At 44.3% G+C, this 18560-nt stretch carries 14 protein-coding genes; all 14 read left to right on the plus strand.

Annotation, left to right across the window (positions count from 1 at the left end):
- Window positions 1–88: 88 nt before the first annotated feature.
- The 14 genes from FHW88_RS04280 to FHW88_RS04345 all read left to right on the plus strand — a co-directional run bounded on the left by FHW88_RS04280 (window position 89) and on the right by FHW88_RS04345 (window position 18555).
- Entirely contained in the window at window positions 89–976 is an 888-nt protein-coding gene (locus FHW88_RS04280; RefSeq protein ID WP_090523879.1) for a helix-turn-helix domain-containing protein, read from the plus strand.
- Between the two features lie 513 nt (window positions 977–1489).
- Window positions 1490–3286, plus strand: a complete 1797-nt coding sequence (locus FHW88_RS04285) for an acyl-CoA dehydrogenase family protein (protein ID WP_176623398.1) — start codon at window positions 1490–1492, stop codon at window positions 3284–3286.
- A gap of 219 nt (window positions 3287–3505) precedes the next feature.
- A complete protein-coding gene (locus FHW88_RS04290; protein WP_176623400.1) occupies window positions 3506–4249 on the plus strand; it encodes an electron transfer flavoprotein subunit beta/FixA family protein in 744 nt (247 codons plus the stop codon).
- 323 nt (window positions 4250–4572) lie between these two features.
- On the plus strand, window positions 4573–5550 hold the full coding sequence (locus tag FHW88_RS04295) for an electron transfer flavoprotein subunit alpha/FixB family protein (RefSeq protein ID WP_176623402.1): 978 nt from the start codon (window positions 4573–4575) through the stop codon (window positions 5548–5550).
- A gap of 12 nt (window positions 5551–5562) precedes the next feature.
- Window positions 5563–6006, plus strand: a complete 444-nt coding sequence (locus tag FHW88_RS04300) for an acyl-CoA thioesterase (RefSeq protein ID WP_208057802.1) — start codon at window positions 5563–5565, stop codon at window positions 6004–6006.
- A 79-nt stretch (window positions 6007–6085) separates the two neighbouring features.
- Entirely contained in the window at window positions 6086–6355 is a 270-nt protein-coding gene (locus FHW88_RS04305) for an acyl-CoA-binding protein (RefSeq protein ID WP_090523886.1), read from the plus strand.
- Window positions 6356–6675: 320 nt separating this feature from the next.
- The gene (locus FHW88_RS04310) at window positions 6676–7128 is read left to right on the plus strand and encodes a DUF2147 domain-containing protein (protein WP_176623404.1); all 453 of its coding nucleotides are present in this window, start codon (window positions 6676–6678) and stop codon (window positions 7126–7128) included.
- Between the two features lie 39 nt (window positions 7129–7167).
- On the plus strand, window positions 7168–9546 hold the full coding sequence (locus FHW88_RS04315) for a 3-hydroxyacyl-CoA dehydrogenase/enoyl-CoA hydratase family protein (RefSeq protein ID WP_176623406.1): 2379 nt from the start codon (window positions 7168–7170) through the stop codon (window positions 9544–9546).
- A 26-nt stretch (window positions 9547–9572) separates the two neighbouring features.
- Complete coding sequence (locus FHW88_RS04320) at window positions 9573–10748, plus strand: acetyl-CoA C-acyltransferase (RefSeq protein WP_176623408.1); 1176 nt, start codon at window positions 9573–9575, stop codon at window positions 10746–10748.
- A gap of 30 nt (window positions 10749–10778) precedes the next feature.
- The gene (locus FHW88_RS04325; protein WP_176623410.1) at window positions 10779–12593 is read left to right on the plus strand and encodes an AMP-dependent synthetase/ligase; all 1815 of its coding nucleotides are present in this window, start codon (window positions 10779–10781) and stop codon (window positions 12591–12593) included.
- Window positions 12594–12596: 3 nt separating this feature from the next.
- Entirely contained in the window at window positions 12597–13373 is a 777-nt protein-coding gene (locus tag FHW88_RS04330) for an enoyl-CoA hydratase/isomerase family protein (RefSeq protein ID WP_176623412.1), read from the plus strand.
- A 6-nt stretch (window positions 13374–13379) separates the two neighbouring features.
- The gene (locus FHW88_RS04335; protein WP_255485207.1) at window positions 13380–14291 is read left to right on the plus strand and encodes an SDR family oxidoreductase; all 912 of its coding nucleotides are present in this window, start codon (window positions 13380–13382) and stop codon (window positions 14289–14291) included.
- A 157-nt stretch (window positions 14292–14448) separates the two neighbouring features.
- Window positions 14449–14964, plus strand: coding sequence for an SHOCT domain-containing protein (locus tag FHW88_RS04340; protein ID WP_176623414.1), 516 nt, complete (start codon window positions 14449–14451; stop codon window positions 14962–14964).
- A gap of 603 nt (window positions 14965–15567) precedes the next feature.
- The gene (locus FHW88_RS04345) at window positions 15568–18555 is read left to right on the plus strand and encodes a SusC/RagA family TonB-linked outer membrane protein (protein WP_176623416.1); all 2988 of its coding nucleotides are present in this window, start codon (window positions 15568–15570) and stop codon (window positions 18553–18555) included.
- The last annotated feature ends 5 nt before the right edge of the window (window positions 18556–18560 follow it).

An 18560-nucleotide genomic window follows, 5' to 3' on the forward strand; every position in this document is an offset into this window, starting at 1 on the left:
ATAAAGCTTATTTTTAATATCAGATAAGAAAATTGCTTTACAATCGTCTTTAATAAATACAATAGTTAAAATTATATATCTAAACTATATGAATAATAAAGTTGGACAATTAAGCCTGTCGAAATTTGCAGATCTGTATGCAGACAAGCTGGCTGGTGCCGATTTTTTTGTTGTTGACGAAAAGCAATTATTGAGCCTGAGCGAATATCCTTATCGTTCGGACGGTTATATTATAGGCATTTGTACCCGGGGCACAGCCAAAGTAGAAGTAAACCTGCAGGTTTATGATGCCAGGCCGGATGCCATGCTTCTGGCAACCCCTTTTCATGTTTTGAGGATCTACGATAGCAGTGCCGATTTTTTATGCCGGTTTGTTGTTTTCAGCAAAGCTTTTTTAATCGAAAATAATGCTAATAGCCATTTCCTTGAATCATTCAGTTATTTCAACAGCGCGTCTATCCCGGTAATTTATCCCGGTAATGCCGATGCCAAAATGATACTGGAAATTTATTTATTGATCCAGCGCAAATTAGCGCGCGAAGGGCATCCTTATGATGTTGAAATATCCAGGAGCATATTAATGACGCTGCTTTATGAAATACAGGCCATTTACGAAAAGCAACACCTGATAATAAAAGGTAAACAAACCAGGAAACAGGAACTGAATGTACTTTTCCAGTCCCTCATTTTCCATCATTATAAAGAACATCGCAGCGTGCAATACTATGCCGACGCGCTGTATGTATCTCCCAAACATTTAACCGAAACCATTAAGGAAGTAACCGGGCGAACCGCGGGCGAATGGATAGACGACGCGGTAATATTGGAAGCCAAAGTATTACTGCGAAACCACGAGATCAGCATTGCCCGGGCCGCCGAGAGCATCCATTTCCCCGACCAATCATCGTTTGGCAAATATTTTAAGAAACATACCGGCATGTCGCCTTCTGACTATAGAGCGATATCTGCGCATTGATTGTTGTCGTTTAGACAAAAACATCTCATTGCAAATAACGAGCAGGGCACCCGGAAAAATCGTGATAACGTATAAAATATTTTTTAGCGATGGCGCGAGGGGTTGCGTTAGGGATGGGAGCGGATACCGGCCTGTGGCTAAGGCCTGTGTAGTATGAGCGTACAGCCCGGGCCGCAGGCAACGTCATAATTAATGCGGATCCTGTAATGTATTTGATAATCAACTACTTAAAACATAGCCATTATAGGCGGAGTGTGATAATACACAGAAGTGTACCCATCTCATGTAACATGCAAAGCCTTCGCTCACGAAATAAACTAAGGGATAGGTTAATCTTTCTATCAATGACATTTTTTTCCTCTGAGCACTTCTGCTTTATCCATATACCACATTTTCAAACCTGATCATCCCCTCTTCTTTCCGACTTTTTGACTAATATCTCCGCATTGCTGCCCTTTCTTTGGCTTCATAATGCCTCTAATTTTACTCCTGATTATAAACCAATAAAACTTTATGAATGCCACAGAACCGATGAAAGCCATAAAAGGAGGGGAGTTTCTGATCAGGGAAACTTCTGCGGAAAGCGTTTTTATTCCTGAAGAATGGAATGAAGAGCAGTTGATGATCGCCGAAACATGTACCAATTTTTTGGCACAGCAGGTAACACCAAACCTGCAGCGTATTGACGAGCAGGAGGAGGGGTTAATGCGCCATTTAATGGACGAAGCCGGTGCGCTTGGATTGTTAGGTATATCTGTACCGGAAGAGTATGGCGGTTTTGGTAAAGATTTCAAAACGGCCATGCTGGTTACAGAAAAGTTAGGTGCAGGCCATTCATTTTCGGTTGCTTTTTCGGCGCATACAGGTATAGGTACCCTGCCTATATTATACTACGGTAATGATGCCCAAAAGCAAAAGTACGTCCCCAAACTGGCCAGCGGCGAATGGAAGGGGGCTTATTGCCTTACTGAACCTGCTGCGGGCTCAGATGCTAATTCGGGTAAAACCAGGGCAAAGCTTTCTGCAGATGGTAAGTATTATCTTATCACCGGGCAAAAAATGTGGATCACCAATGCTGGTTTTGCCGATGTGTTTACGGTTTTTGCCAAGATAGATGACGATGAAAACTTGAGCGCGTTTATTGTTGAAAAGGATTTTGAGGGTCTTTCGTTAAATACGGAAGAACATAAAATGGGGATTAAAGGGAGCTCAACGCGCCAGGTGTTTTTTAACGATTGCAAAGTGCCGGTTGAAAACCTCCTTTCCGAAAGGCAGAATGGTTTTAAGATAGCAGTCAACATTCTAAACCTTGGCCGTATAAAATTAGGCGGTGGAACTGTAGGTGCAAGTAAGGATGTGATCACTTCATCGGTACGTTATGCTAACGAGCGGGAGCAGTTCGGTCGCGCCATTTCCAAATACGGGGCGATAAGATATAAACTGGCCGAACAGGCCATCCGTACTTATGCTGCGGAATCAGCAGTATACAGGGCCAGCCAGAATATGGAAGAGGCTACAGAAATGTTAATGGCCTCCGGCCTTGATGAAAACAAAGCCAAACTGAAAGGCACTGAGCAATTTGCTATAGAAGCCGCGATCCTTAAAGTTCACGCTTCGGAAGTGCTGGATTATGTAACCGACGAAGGTGTGCAGATTTACGGTGGCATGGGCTATAGCGCAGAGGCGCCAATGGACAGATCGTACCGCGATTCAAGAATCAACCGGATCTTTGAGGGCACCAATGAAATTAACAGGTTGTTAACCGTTGATATGATGCTGAAACGTGCCATGAAAGGCGAGCTTGATCTCATGGGCCCGGCTCAGAAAGTAGCCGGTGAATTGATGAGCATCCCTGATTTCGGCGCTGCAGAGGAGGATGGACTATTTACCAAAGAGAAAAAATACATAGCCAATTTTAAAAAGGCCATATTGATGGTAGCCGGCGCGGCTGTTCAAAAACTAATGATGCAATTGAGCAAAGAGCAGGAAGTATTGATGAACCTGGCCGATATGCTGATAGAGCTTTATGTAAGCGAATCGCTGCAATTGAGGGTAGAGAAATTGGTTAGCTTAAGGGGCGAAGAAGCGTGTAAAGAACAACTGGACATAATGCGGGTGTACATCAATGACGCAGCCGAACATATTGCCAAATCGGGTAAAGAAGCACTGAACTCATTTGCCGAAGGCGATGAAAGAAGGATGATGCTCATGGGACTAAAGCGCTTCACCAAAACCGACGACATCAATACCACCCAGGCACGCAGAAATATCGCTGCAAAACTGATCTCCGAAAATAAATATTGTTTTTAGTGCTGCATTTAAGATAAAAAAAATCCCCTCTTGAGAGGGGGTGCGAAGGAACGAGTGATAGCAGGGGTGTGTTTATGCTGTATGCTTATCAAAGCAGAGACACACCCCTCCACCCCTCTCAAGAGGGGAATCGCACAATCCCCTGCCTTTTACGTTAACGGCAACAATCCCCTCGCTTATTTTTCAAATAACATCAACCTAAAAAACAAAATTCTGATAATGAAAATATTAGTGTGTATAAGCCAGGTGCCCGACACCAGCACCAAAATTGTATTGAAAAATAATAACACCTCAGTTAACAGTGATGGTGTTACATGGGTAATTAATCCCTACGATGAATGGTACGCGTTGATCAGGGCTATCGAATTAAAAGAAAGCGGTATCGCCACCGAAATTCATTTGATAACTGTAGGTAAGGCTGATGTTGAACCTGTGATCAGGAAGGCGCTGGCTTTGGGTGGTGATGAAGCCATCCGTATTGATGCAGAGAGCAATGACCCTTATGAAACGGCTCATTATATAGCCGAATATGCCGCCGGGGTTGGTTATGACCTTATTTTATGCGGCAAAGAATCTATCGATTACAATAACGGAACTACAGGTGCCATGCTGGCCGAATTGCTTGATCTCGATTATATTGGTTTTGCAACCGGGATCAGCATAGAGGCCAATGCTGCTGTGATAAATCGTGAAATAGAAGGCGGTGAAGAAACAGATGCCTGTAATTTACCGCTGGTTATTTCCTGCCAGAAAGGTGTTGCCGAAGCCCGCATTCCCAATATGCGCGGCATCATGGCGGCACGTACGCGTCCGTTAAAGGTCATTACGCCTTCAGGAATAACTGCTGTAACCGAAATACTGTCGTATGAATTGCCGCCTGCCAAGGCCGGTATCAAGCTGGTAAGTCCGGATGATATGGATGAACTGGTAGAGCTGTTGCATACAGAGGCAAAGGTTATTTAATAATCATACTTATTTACCCGGCGATGGGTGACCGGAAGATTTAAAAGGCATGGGGATTGTGCGATTCCCTCCCTTGGGAGGGTGCAGGGAGGGGTTTCGGCAAGATGCCTTGTCGTTACAAAGGCGTATAAACCCCTCCCTGCCACTGCTCAACCAGCCGCACCCCTCCCGAGGGAGGGAATTAAAAAATCTTCCGAACACTTATAGTGTGAGCAGCGGGGCATCTTATAGGGGATGTGATAATAGCATTTGATAATCAAATTATTGGCTTTAAGCTTTATGCATTCTGCTTTTAGCTTTTTATCTAACTAAAAAAACAAAAAATGTCTGTAATAGTATTGGTAGAACATACCGAAGGAATTATAAAAAAGCAAAGCTTTGAGGCTGTGCAATATGCCGCACAGATAGCCGGGAAAATGGGGACCACGGTAACCGCGCTTGCTTTAGGCAGCGTTGCAGTTGCCGAAATGGAAAACCTTGGCCAGTATGGTGCTCAAAAAGTGCTGCACGTTGCTGACGGCCGGTTGGACGAGTTACATGCAAGGGCCTATGCCGGCGCATTAATAGCGGCGGCACAAAAGGAGAATAGTAAAGTAATTGTAACCCTTCATGATATTAAGGGCAGGGCGGTAGCGCCGCGGGTAGCTGTAAAATTAAAAGCAGGCCTGGTAGCCGGTGGGCTTTCATACCCCGATACGGAAAAAGGCTTTGTGATCAAAAAAGCAGTGTTTTCGGGCAAGGCATTTGCCTATGTAAACATTTTAAGCGACGTAAAGGTAATTATGCTGATGCCTAACACTTTTCCTCCTAAAAAGGAGGAGGGTAAGGCGATTGTTGAGCAACTGGATGTTAGCTTTAGCGAAAAGGATTTTGGCGTAAAAGTGAAATCGGTAAATAAAGTGACCGGCGATGTGCCGCTTGCCGATGCCGAGCTGGTTGTTTCGGGAGGCAGGGGTTTAAAAGGCCCGGAAAACTGGGGCATACTGGAAGACCTGGCGAAAGAGTTGGGCGCTGCTACGGCCTGTTCGCGCCCGGTAGCCGATTCGCACTGGCGACCGCATCACGAGCATGTGGGCCAAACAGGTGGCACCGTTCGCCCAAATCTGTATATCGCAGTGGGAATATCCGGGGCTATCCAGCACCTGGCGGGGGTTAACGGCTCAAAAACTATTGTAGTGATCAATAAAGATCCCGAAGCCCCATTTTTTAAAGCAGCCAATTATGGTGTAGTTGGTGACGCGTTGGAGATTCTGCCACGACTGACTGCTGCTGTAAAAAAGTTTAAGGAACATCATCAATAAATAATCAGGGCTATGGAGTTTTTTTATGAAGGACAGGTGCTGTGGTCGCAGATAGACTCGAACCAGCACATGCGGCATTCTGCATATGCCGATCTTGCAGCACAGGCACGCATCACCATGCTTGAAAGCCTGGGTTTAAAACTGCCTACACTTTATGAATACAAAATAGGGCCTGTATTATTCAGGGAAGAAATGATTTACCTGAGAGAGATCGGGATCAATGAGCAGATCAGGGTAACCTGCCAGCTTACCAAATCCAGGCCTGATGGTTCCCGCTGGGCAATCAGGCATGAGCTGTACCGGGGTGACGGTGTTAAAGCCGCAATCGTAAATGCCGAAGGTTCATGGATAGATATGGAAAAGCGTAAGCTGGCCGTATTGCCTTCAAAACTAAGCCAGATGTTTATGAAGGCGCCCCGGAGTAGTGATTATGTGGAAGAGGCCAATCCAGCCTGAAATAATTAAATAGTGTTGAATATCAGTTTATAAGCTTTGGGCTTTATGCCTTCTGTTTTTAGCTTTAAATAATTTATCTATGACCGATCTGAAAGGCACTTTTGAAAGGGCCGTTAAAGAGAGTAAGGAACTACCCTCAAAACCTGATAATGAAACATTATTACGCCTGTACAGTTTATATAAGCAAGCAACGGAAGGCGATATAAATACAGAAAACCCTCCGGGTATGTTTGATTTTGTAGCTAAAGCAAAATATGATGCCTGGCTAAAACAGAAGGGCACTACCGCCGATAATGCCATGCAGCAATATATCCAGCTTGTAACGCAATTATCAAATAAAACCAGCTAACTTTAATTCCGAAATATTGACAAATGTTTCCGCCGTTTAGACCTTTATAAAGCACCGCAGAAATAGATATTTGTTATTATAAACCATCCCGGTATCGGGGATATGATTAGAATCTATTAATTCACGTAGATAATTAAATAATAATAACCAGGCTATTAGCTTTAAGCCTTGTGCATGCTGCTTTTAGCTTTATATAAACCGTTTTATAATTCTACTCTGTCTCTTTTTAGGTGGCTTCCAATACCCGTATTGATATTGGGTAAATGCGACAGATAACCTAAAAACCGACTTGTTTTTAACTATAAAAAACACCTAAGGCAATGTCAGCATCAAAAAAACATTTCACCCGTTTTGTATTAATCCTGCTAACCATTGTGGCGGTCAGCATCAACGCAAAAGCGCAAACCGATAAAATTGAAGGTTTATGGTACAACGACGTAAAAACCGCCAAAATCCAGATCTCTAAAGAAAGCAACGGTAAGTTTTATGGTAAGGTGGTATGGCTTAAGGAACCATTAAAAGATGGGAAGCCGAAAGTTGACGAAATGAATGGCGACGAAAAATTACGTTCAAGGCCGAGGCTGGGATTACCCGTACTGGCTGATTTTGTGAAAGATGGGGATAACAAATACTCGGGCGGAACAATTTACGATCCTAATAACGGCAAAACGTACTCCTGTAAAATGACCTATAAAGGTAAAACCCTGGATATCCGCGGATACATTGGTATTTCGCTTTTCGGGCGGACAACAACCTGGTCGCGGGCAGAGTAAATTAAAGATAAAGAGTTTTAATAACACAAGCAGATACTAATGAATGCTAAACGAATTATAAAAAAGGTTGCAGTATTGGGGTCGGGAGTGATGGGCAGTCGTATCGCCTGCCACTTTGCAAATATCGGCGTACAGGTATTGTTGCTTGATATTGTACCCAAGGATGCCCCGGCAGATAAAAAAGCGCGGAATAAAATTGTTAATGACGCGCTGGACTTCGCGTTAAAGTCAAACCCTTCGCCCATCTATCTCAAATCATTCGCAAAACGTATTACAACCGGCAATTTTGAAGATGATATGCCCAAAATTGCGGATTGCGACTGGGTGATAGAGGTAGTTGTGGAACGGCTGGATATTAAACAACATGTATTTGAAACAGTAGAAAAGTACCGGAAACCCGGCACGCTGATCACTTCCAATACATCCGGTATCCCGATACATTTAATGGCCGAAGGCAGGAGCGATGACTTTAAAAAATATTTCTGTGGTAGCCATTTCTTTAACCCACCCCGGTATTTAAAATTGCTGGAGATCATTCCCACAAAAGACACTTTAGCGGGCGTTGTTGATTTTTTGATGGACTATGGCGCAAAATACCTGGGAAAAACTACAGTGTTAGCCAAAGATACGCCGGCGTTTATCGGTAACCGCATCGGGGTTTTCAGCATCATGAGTGTGCTGCATTATGTGGAGCAAACCGGTATGACGGTTGAAGAGGTTGATAAACTGACAGGGCCTGTAATAGGTCACCCAAAATCGGCCACCTTCCGCACCAATGATGTGGTGGGTTTAGATACGATGGTACATGTTGCCAATGGTCTTTACAAAAACGCACCCGATGATGAGGCAAGGGAGTTATTCAAAATTCCTTCATTTGTTGAGGGAATGCTAAAAAATAACTGGCTGGGCAGTAAAACCGGCCAGGGTTTTTATAAAAAAGAAAAAGGCGAAGGTGGAAACCAGTTTTATGCGCTCGATCTGAAAACGCTTGAGTACAAGCCCTCTCAAAAAGTAAAATTTGCCTCGCTGGAAACTACAAAGGCGGTTGATAACTTAAAAGATAGGCTCAGGATCCTGGTTGCGGCAAAAGACAAAGCCGGTGATTTTTACCGGGCTACCTTTTATCAGTTATTTGCCTATGCCAGTAACCGCATCCCCGAAATAGCCGATGAACTTTATAAAATAGATGCTGCTACCAATGCGGGCTTCGGCTGGGAACTGGGCCCATTTGAAAAATGGGACGCGCTTGGTGTTGAGGATACGGTAAAAGCCATGGAAGCCTTGGGAAGCAAACCGGCCCAATGGGTATATGACATGCTTGCGGCGGGTGCAAAAAGCTTTTATAAAATAGAAGATGGCAAACGCCTGTATTATGATATTCCGTCTAAAAGCTACAAGGTGATTCCTGGTACCGAAGGCCTTATTTTGCTCAGTAATATCCGGGAAACAAATACGGTGTGGAAAAATAGCGGTACTACCATTACCGATATTGGTGATGGTATCCTGAACCTTGAGTTTCACACCAAAATGAATACAATAGGCGGTGAGGTGATTGAAGGCATCAATAAAGCCATCACTCTTGCCGAGGCAAGCTATAAAGGCTTAGTTATATCAAACGAGGGCGCAAATTTTAGCGCAGGGGCCAATGTGGGCATGATATTTATGATGGCCGTTGAGCAGGAGTTTGACGAGCTCAATATGGTGATCAAAGCCTTCCAGAATACAATGATGCGCATCCGTTATTCATCGATCCCGGTGGTTATAGCACCTCATCAAATGGCCCTGGGTGGTGGCTGCGAAATGTGCCTGCATGCCGATAAGGTAGTGGCACATGCCGAGCTATACATGGGTTTGGTTGAGTTTGGTGTTGGCTTGATTCCCGGAGGTGGGGGCACAAAGGAATTTGCCCTGCGCCTTTCAGACGAACTACAGGAAGGTGACGTAGAACTCAATAATTTCCGCGACCGTTTTTTAACCATCGGCCAGGCCAAAGTATCCACTTCGGCTTATGAGGCATTTGAATTTGGCTATCTTAAAAAGGGCAGGGACATAGTGGTAGTATCGCGCGAGCGGCTCCTTGCCGAAGCTAAACAGCAATGCCTGCAGATGGCGAACGAAGGGTACATACAGCCTATTCCGCGCGGTGATATCAGGGTACTGGGCAAACAGGCTCTTGGGTTGGGTTATGTAGGGGCCAATACCATGTACAGCGGTAATTACATCAGCGAACATGATGTGAAAATTTCGCAAAAGCTGGCTTATGTGCTTTCGGGCGGTGATCTGTCCCAGCCTTCAATGGTGAGCGAGGAATATTTGCTGGGGTTGGAACGTGAAGCCTTTGTTTCGCTTTGCACCGAAAAGAAAACGCTTGAACGGATCCAATCCATTTTAACCGGTGGTAAAGTGTTAAGGAACTAAATTTTTTAAGTATAAATCTCAATAAAATGAACGCATATATAGTGGCAGCCAGCCGCAGCGCTGTTGGAAAAGCTACCCGGGGCGGGTTTAGGTTTACCCGTCCGGATACGCTTGCGGCGGATGTGATCAGGCATCTGCTGGCATCGGTGCCTAATGTTGATAAAGAGCAGATTGATGATGTAATTGTGGGCAATGCTACACCCGAAGCCGAACAGGGATTGAACGTAGGCCGGCTGATCTCGTTAATGGCGCTTGATACCGATAAGGTACCCGGCATGACGGTGAACCGTTATTGCTCATCGGGGCTGGAAACAATCGCCATCGCATCAGCAAAAATACACAGTGGCATTGCCGATTGTATTATCGCGGGTGGTGTAGAAAGTATGAGCCTGATCCCGATGGGGGGCTGGCGCATTGTACCTAATGCCGATATTGCCCTTGCCCATCCTGATTATTACTGGGGCATGGGCCTTACTGCCGAAGCTGTTGCTAAAGAATATCATATTGGCCGCGAAGAGCAGGACCAGTTTGCTTATAATTCCCACCAAAAAGCCATCAATGCTATTAAAGAAGGTAAGTTTAAAGATGAAATAGCGCCGGTAAATATTGTGGAAACCTATGTAGATGAGAGCGGCAAAAAAGCGAAAAGGGAATTTAAGGTAGATACAGATGAAGGCCCGCGCAGCGATACCTCAATTGACGCGTTGGCAAAGCTTAAACCGGTATTTGATGCAAAAGGAGTGGTTACCGCAGGCAATTCGTCGCAAACCAGCGATGGGGCTGCTTTTGTCATGGTGGTTAGCGAACGTTTTATGAAACAGAACAACCTTAAACCTATTGCCCGGCTGGTTAATTACGCGGTTGCAGGTGTTCCGCCCCGGATCATGGGGATTGGTCCGCTGGTAGCGATCCCCAAAGTGTTGAAAATGGCCGGGATGAAACAACAGGATATTGACCTGATAGAATTGAATGAAGCCTTTGCTTCGCAATCATTGGCGATAATAAAAGGGCTGGAGCTTAATCCCGAAATTGTAAATGTAAACGGAGGGGCTATATCGCTCGGCCATCCGCTTGGCTGTACCGGGGCTAAACTTTCTGTTCAGCTTTTTAACGAATTGAAACGGCGCGAAAAAAAGTATGGCATGGTTACCATGTGCGTGGGCACCGGGCAGGGCGCGGCGGGTGTATTTGAACTGTTATAGGAATTTACCTTTATCTAAACCATTGCAAGCATGGAAAAGGCGACAAGATTGTTTGATTGCATGATTACCCAGGCTAAGGAGCCTAAGGTGGATCTTTTGAATGCGAAGGAGAATGGTTCCTGGAGGTCATACAGCACCCAAGAAGTGCATGCCATGATCAACCAGCTATCCGCAGCCCTGTTGGCCCTGGGCGTTTCGGGCGGTGACGGCACTACTGAAGGCCGCGATAAAATAGGTTTGATAAGCAACGGCAGACCCGAGTGGATCATAACCGATCTGGCAGTACAGCAAACGGGAGCCATACTGGTCCCGCTATACCCTAATACAGGCACTAAAGAAATTGAGCAGATCCTGAACGAGGCCGAAGTGAAATATGTATTTGTAAGCAGCAAAGATTTATGCGATAAGGTTAAGGAAGTTCATTTAAATATACCCTCGTTAAAAGCCATATTTACTTTCGATAACATCGACGGCTGTGATTATTGGGGCACATTGCTTAAGCCTTTGCAAGAAGGTTATCAGCAAAAAATGCAGCAGATCAATGATCAGATTACTGAAGATGATGTGGCAACCATCATTTATACTTCGGGCACTACGGGCCGGCCAAAAGGGGTAATGCTTACGCATAAAAACATCATGACCAATGCCTCGGCATCCGGCGACATTCTTAGCCGGATCCCCGTTACAGAAAAACGTGCTTTGAGCTTTTTACCCCTGAACCACATTTTTGAAAAGATGTGTACCTATGTTTATCTGTACTACGGTTTTTCTATTTATTACGCCGAAAGTATGGACACCATCGGCGCAAATATGAAAGAGGTAAAGCCTTCACTTTTTACCGCCGTGCCGCGCTTGCTCGAAAAGGTATTTGAGAAGATTATGGTGCAGGGGCAGAAACTAACCGGTATTAAAAGGAAGATCTTTTTCTGGTCGGTAAAACTGGCAGAAGCTTATGAAATTAATAATACCAGCCTACCGTATAAGATCAAACTGGCCATAGCCGATAAATTGGTTTACAGCAAATGGCGTGCTGCTATAGGCGGAAATATAAAAGCCATCGTAGTCGGCAGTTCGGCCTGCCCCATTAAGCTGGAAAGAATTTTTACCGCTGCCAATATTGTGATTATGGAAGGTTATGGGCTTACCGAAACATCGCCTGTAATTGCTGTTAACTGTTATGAAAAAAGCGGGAGGAAATTTGGCACCGTAGGTCGTTTGCTTAGCGGTGTACAGGTGAAGATCGCTGCTGATGGCGAGATCCTCTGCAAAGGCCCGAATGTGATGCTGGGCTATTATAAAAACCCTGAACTAACGGCAGAGGTACTGGAAGACGGCTGGTTCCATACCGGGGATATAGGCGAACTGGACCGGGATTCGTTCCTGAAAATAACAGACCGTAAAAAAGAGATCTTTAAAACCTCGGGCGGTAAATACGTGGCCCCGCTACCCATCGAAAATAAGATGAAGGAAAATTATTTTATTGAACAGATGATGGTTGTTGGTGCGGAAAAGAAATTTGTCGCGGCGCTCATTGTACCATCCTACACCCATTTAAAACCCTGGTGCAAGGAAAATGACATCACATTTTCATCCAATAATGAATTGGTGAAAAATGCGAAGGTAATTGAATTATATCAATCAATTATCAATAACTATAACCCCGAATTTAACCATGTTGAACAGGTGAAGAAGATAACTTTGCTTCCCAACGAATGGTCGATAGATAGCGGTGAGCTTACCCCTACAGGTAAAATGAAACGGAAAGTGATCACCGAAAAATACAAAACCGAGATAGATAAAATGTATCCCTGCGAAGTAAGTGAGGATCCAACCCTTGTCAATTAACCGATGAATACATTTCAAACAACAATACAGGGACGATTGGTAGTGATTTCGCTTGACAGGGGGCGGTCGAATGCCATTAATCATGAAATGGTTAAAGAACTGGCGGCCTGTATCAAAACATTGGAGCATGATGACAACGTGCGCGGGGTTATTTTAACCGGCAAGGAAGGTTTTTTCTCGTCGGGGATAGACCTGATTGAGGCATATGATTATGATGAAGCGCAAAGCCGCCAATTTTGGGTGGATTTTTTGGCGTTACAAAATACTTTAGCCGCTTTCAGGAAACCTTTGGTAGCTGCCATTAGCGGTCACAGCCCGGCGGGCGGCTGCATATTAGCTATTTGCTGCGATTATCGGGTGATGATTGAAGGGACATTTATCATCGGATTAAATGAAGTTCCGGTTGGTATTATCGTTCCTGATAGCGTTTTTAGCTTATATGCCTTTTGGCTTGGCCAACGTAAAGCTTATCAATATTTGATGGAAGGTAAGCTGCTTAAGGTAAACGAAGCACTGGAAGCCGGGCTGATCGATGAAGTAGTTTCACCGGATAGGTTAATGAACGCTGCAATAGAAAAAGTAACAGCTTTTATGAAATTGAACCCTGTTACCTGGACGGAAAGTAAATTGAATTTGCGAAAAGAGTTGATAGGGAAACTAAAGGCCGACCAAACCGATACGCTCGATAAGATGCTGAAGCAATGGTGGGCACCCGAAACCAGGCAAGGCCTGCAGATGATGATCCAGAATTTAAAATCAAAAAATACAGCTGTTAAATAATTGACAATGACAGATCCTAAAACTTCAAATGATGCTGCAAATCCAAACGCCGCAACTACCGGTGGAATGTTAAGAGATGACGCTTTAAAAGGAAAAACCATCATTGTAACCGGCGGCGGAACAGGTTTAGGTAAAGCAATGGGAACTTACTTTTTGCATTTGGGCGCTAACCTGGTAATTACCAGTCGCAAATTGGATGTATTGCAACAAACTGCAGCCGAAATGGAAGCCGAAACCGGGCGTAAAGTATTGCCAATAGCCTGCGACGTGCGGAAGTACGACGAGGTGGAAGCAATGCTGCAACAAGCTATTGAAACATTTGGGCAGGTTGATGCACTATTGAATAACGCGGCAGGTAATTTTATTTCGCCTACGGAGCGTTTATCGGCAAACGCTTTTTCGGCTATTATCGATATTGTTTTAAAAGGTTCGGCCAATTGTTCGCTGGCTTTGGGCAAATATTGGATCAGGGAAAAAATGCCCGGAAACATTCTGAATATCATAACCACTTATGCTTTTACCGGTTCGGCTTATGTTGTGCCCTCGGCCTGTGCAAAAGGCGGTGTGCTGGCCATGACCAGGTCCTTAGCCGTTGAGTGGGGCAGGCATGGCATCCGTGCCAATGCCATTGCGCCGGGCCCATTTCCCACCAAAGGCGCATGGGAAAGATTATTGCCCGGAGATATGGCCCAAAAGTTTGATTTTAAAAACAGGGTGCCCCTTAAACGTGTAGGCGAACACCAGGAGCTGGCTAACCTGGCCGCCTTTTTGGTATCCGATTATTCAGGATACATTAATGGCGAGGTGATTACCATCGATGGAGGGGAATGGCTGCAGGGTGCCGGTCAGTTCAGCGGGCTCGAAGTGATACCGGACGAAATGTGGGATGATATTGAGAAGGCCACGAGGTCGGCGTAGGTGATTGGTAGTTAATAAATAGATTTTTTCAAAAAAACTCCGTGTAATTTGTTAATTGCTCCCAATATATTTCTTCATGCAAGTATGTTAGGTAAAGTTTGTCAACTTGGAAAAGTTTAGGGTAATGGCTAAGTTTATAGTCACCAAGCTAAATCACATGAGAAAAACTTTACTCTTAATCTTTTTATGTATTCTGCAATTATTATTGGCTCAAATTCCGGGCGGCAAGTGGGATGGCCCTTTGATTACGAAATACGGCACATTTCACAAGGGAGATACGCTAAAAGTAGGTTTGGGTTCTGATCCGAATGGCGATTTTAAATTTATCTATCAACCTGCAAACGATTTGCTTGGAACTGATCAAGTGAACTTCCCAAAAATGTATGCAAGTACAAGGCTTATCGTAAAATATTTTAAAGAATGGGAATCTCACAAATTCGGGCTTAAACAATTTACCGTTGTAGGTTTCCCATCAAGAAATGGTGTAGTCGAATTAGAAGCAGCTATCGAAGCTGGAGAGATAATCGTGCCAAATTTCAAGCCTAAACAATTAAATCAAGTCCCACAATTCAGTGTCGCCGACGAGTTAACAAAACTTAAAAGACTATTTGACGATGGTGTTTTAACGAAAGATGAATACGAATCGCAAAAGAAAAAGTTATTGGGAAACTAAAAAATCCAGTCTTTTTAACAGCTCATTCTAACAATGAAAAAGCCCGCCGCTTAACGAAACGCTTTCCAAAACAAGTTTTCCTACAAGGGCTCGAACCTCAATCTTCAAACATAGTGGCAAAACCTTTCAGATCATAAATTGGTTCGTGGGAGTGTCGGGCTTGCGTACTATTTTGGGCAAGTTGTCAACTCGACTGACAACTTTTTCTATGGAATGAACTTTAGCTCCTCACACGCGCCTTACTTTCCCCTGTTACATCAATTCGGTTTGATCTGTGCTCAATTGAAAATGATAACTTGTTTTTAATTGAGATTTTTCTCGTTTTTATTTGAGTTATATACTTGTTATGCAGGTATTTGTATTTATTTGTTGTGAGATTTTTTGCGGATGCCGGCCACGATTATGTATTTGGGATTACTAACTTTCTAATTTCACAACATACCAATTTGCGCTTTGCCAATACCTGGCGGCCATCAAAATCTCACTTTATGAAAACAGAAAATCGGGCACATTCCCCGCCTTAATGGCACTCATTTTCGTCGTGGCCGGAGGCCTTATTTCACGGCCAAATTAACCTCAAAAATCAATCTATAATTTCTTTTTATGTACAAGAAACTTTTACTCAGGCTAAGCGCCATAGTGCTCTGTTGCATTTTTACCGGGACGGCGCTGGCACAAAACAGAACTATATCCGGTACTGTTACAGATGCTGCCGACGGTTCGCCTTTACCAGGTGTAAGTATTGTGGTAACCGGGATGTCGGTAGGTACTACATCCAATGCTAAGGGCGTTTATACGCTTAGCGTTCCCGCATCTGCTAAAACGATCTCTTTTTCATATATCGGCTACACCTCCAAACAAATGCCGTTAACTGCCGATGCCACATTAAACGTAGCCCTTTCTGCGGCAAATAATTCATTGCAGGAGGTGGTTGTTGTAAGCGTTGGCTATGGCACGCTTGATAAACGTGAAGTATCGAGCGCTATTACACACGTTTCCTCAAAAGATCTGCTTCCGGTAGCCTCAAACAGCCCGCTAATGTCGTTACAGGGAAAGGTTGCAGGACTTAGTATTACCAATACTTCCGGTGCAGATCCCAATTCATCGCCCAGTGTTCAGTTGCGGGGCGTTTCATCGCGTAACGCAGGTTTAGGGCCGCTGTATGTGGTGAATGGTGTACCCGGCGGCAACATTGATAATATCAACCAAAATGATATTGAAAGTATCGATGTGCTTAAAGGCGGTGCCGCATCGGCTATTTACGGTACACGCGGAAGCAACGGCGTTATCATCATCACCACAAAAAAAGGCTCATCGCAGGCGCGTACGTTTTATGAAGGTTATGCCAGTTTTGACTATTTAACTAATCAACTGCAAAACCTTACACCCGAACAGTTTATTGCCGACAGGGTAAAAAATAGCCAGGGACAGGATTACGGCGCTAAAACAAACTGGATGGATGCGGTTACCAATTCGCCGGCATTTGCTCAAAAACATACGGTTCAATTGTCGGGTGGTTCTGGTAAAACGAATTACTTCGCATCGGCCGACTACCGCAATGCGGATGGAATTGACTTGCGGGCGCATAAAAAGGAATATGGCGCGAGGATCAACGTAAACCATACATCAGACAATGGCGTTTTCGTGGCTTCCTTAAATATCGCACCGAGGTATATGAATACCAAAAACTCTGATCAGGGTAATTTCAACAACGCGCTCACTTTAAACCCGACTTATCCAATTTACGATAACGCGGGAAGGTACAACTATATCAATACAGGCTTTTTTTCCAATAACCCGGTTGAGAACGCTAATGTGATCAAATCTGAAGCGCAAATCAAAGAAATGGATCTTAACGGATCGTTAAAGGTAAATATTCTTAAAAGCCTGAGCACAACGGTAACAATATCTGAAATCAGTAAATCGACCAGGAGTTTCAATTTTACCCCTTCAACATTATCATCAATTTTGCACGCGGGCAAAATAACCCAAACCAATTTCGCATCGCAGCGGCAGGAAGAGAATGACCAGAAAAACGTGGAATGGACAGGAAATTATTCGCTCAATCTCGGTCAACATCACCTCAAAGCCTTAGGCGGTTATTCATACACCCTATACAACTACAATACTTTTTACGCCCAGAATTATGATTTTCCATTCGATTCATACCTGTGGAACAATCTTGGCTCGGGTTTATACAACGGTGGTGCCGCCGGGCAGGGTCAATCTGCCGTAAGTTCAACGCAGAATGGCTCAACATTGATCTCATTCTTCGGTCGTTTGAATTATGATTTTAACAATCGTTATATTCTTACGGCAAGCTTGCGCAGGGAAGGATCATCCAAATTTGGTATAAAAAACAAATGGGGTAATTTTCCCGCAGCTTCGGCTGCCTGGCGTGTATCCGAAGAAAGTTTCATGAAAGGCGCGCTGCCATGGGTAAACGATCTTAAACTACGTGCAGATTACGGCGTTACAGGTAACCAGGATTTCGACAGTTATCTTTCATTGCTGCTATATGGTGGTGCGGGCTATTTTCCGTACAACGGTCAAACTTACCAGGTTTATGGCCCTACATCAAACGTAAACCCCGATTTAAAATGGGAGAAATCGATCAACTTTAACACTGGTATTGATTTTTCTATCCTGGATAACCGCATCTCTGGTTCACTTGATTATTACATCCGCAAAAACAAGGATTTGCTTGGTTATTATAACGTGCCCTTGCCGCCAAACTCCCAATCGCAAACCTTTGCCAACGTAGGTACTATGAAAAACTACGGCCTGGAATTGGCGTTGAATGGCAGTGTAATCAGGCAGCCGGATTTCAGTTATAACATAACCGCGGCGTTGGCTTATAACCGTAACAAGTTCATTTCCTTCTCTAACGATGTTTACAAAGGCGCGCCATTTGTTGAATTGGCCGGTTTGCCTGCTCCGGGATCGCCGGGTAATATACAGCGTATCCAGGAAGGACGTAGCATTGGCGAGTTTTATACGCTGCGCTCGGCAGGGGTGAATAAGGATGGGGCTTTGCAGGTTTATAAAAAAGATGGCACCATAGTTCAGGCCAACCAGGCATCATCTGATGATAAACAATTTGTAGGGAACGGTTTACCAAAGTTTATCGGTTCCATTGGCAATACTTTCAGGTACAAAAGGTTTGATCTGGGGATTTTTCTACGCGGTACATTTGGTTATAAAATATTCAATACCGCGGCTTTCTACATAGGTACGCCATCAAGTCAAAGCGATGCTAACGTGCTGCGATCGGCCTATGATAGTAAAAGTAAATATTCGTTGTTAACTAATCCGGCAACAACAGCTATCGCTTCCGATTATTTCCTGGAGAACGGCTCGTTCGTAAAAATAGATAACGTGGCTTTAGGTTATACCCAGCCGTTTAAAACCAAATACCTTAAATCAATACGTATTTACGCCACCGGCAGAAACCTGCACACCTTTACAAGCTTTACCGGCGGCGATCCTGACCTGGTACAGGTTAACGGGCTTACACCGGGCGTGAACACCTCGCTGAATTATTATCCGGCTACACTTCAACTAATCCTTGGCCTGCAGGCAACCTTTTAAAATTG

This window comes from Mucilaginibacter sp. SG538B (assembly GCF_013376065.1).
Lineage (GTDB): Bacteria > Bacteroidota > Bacteroidia > Sphingobacteriales > Sphingobacteriaceae > Mucilaginibacter > Mucilaginibacter rubeus.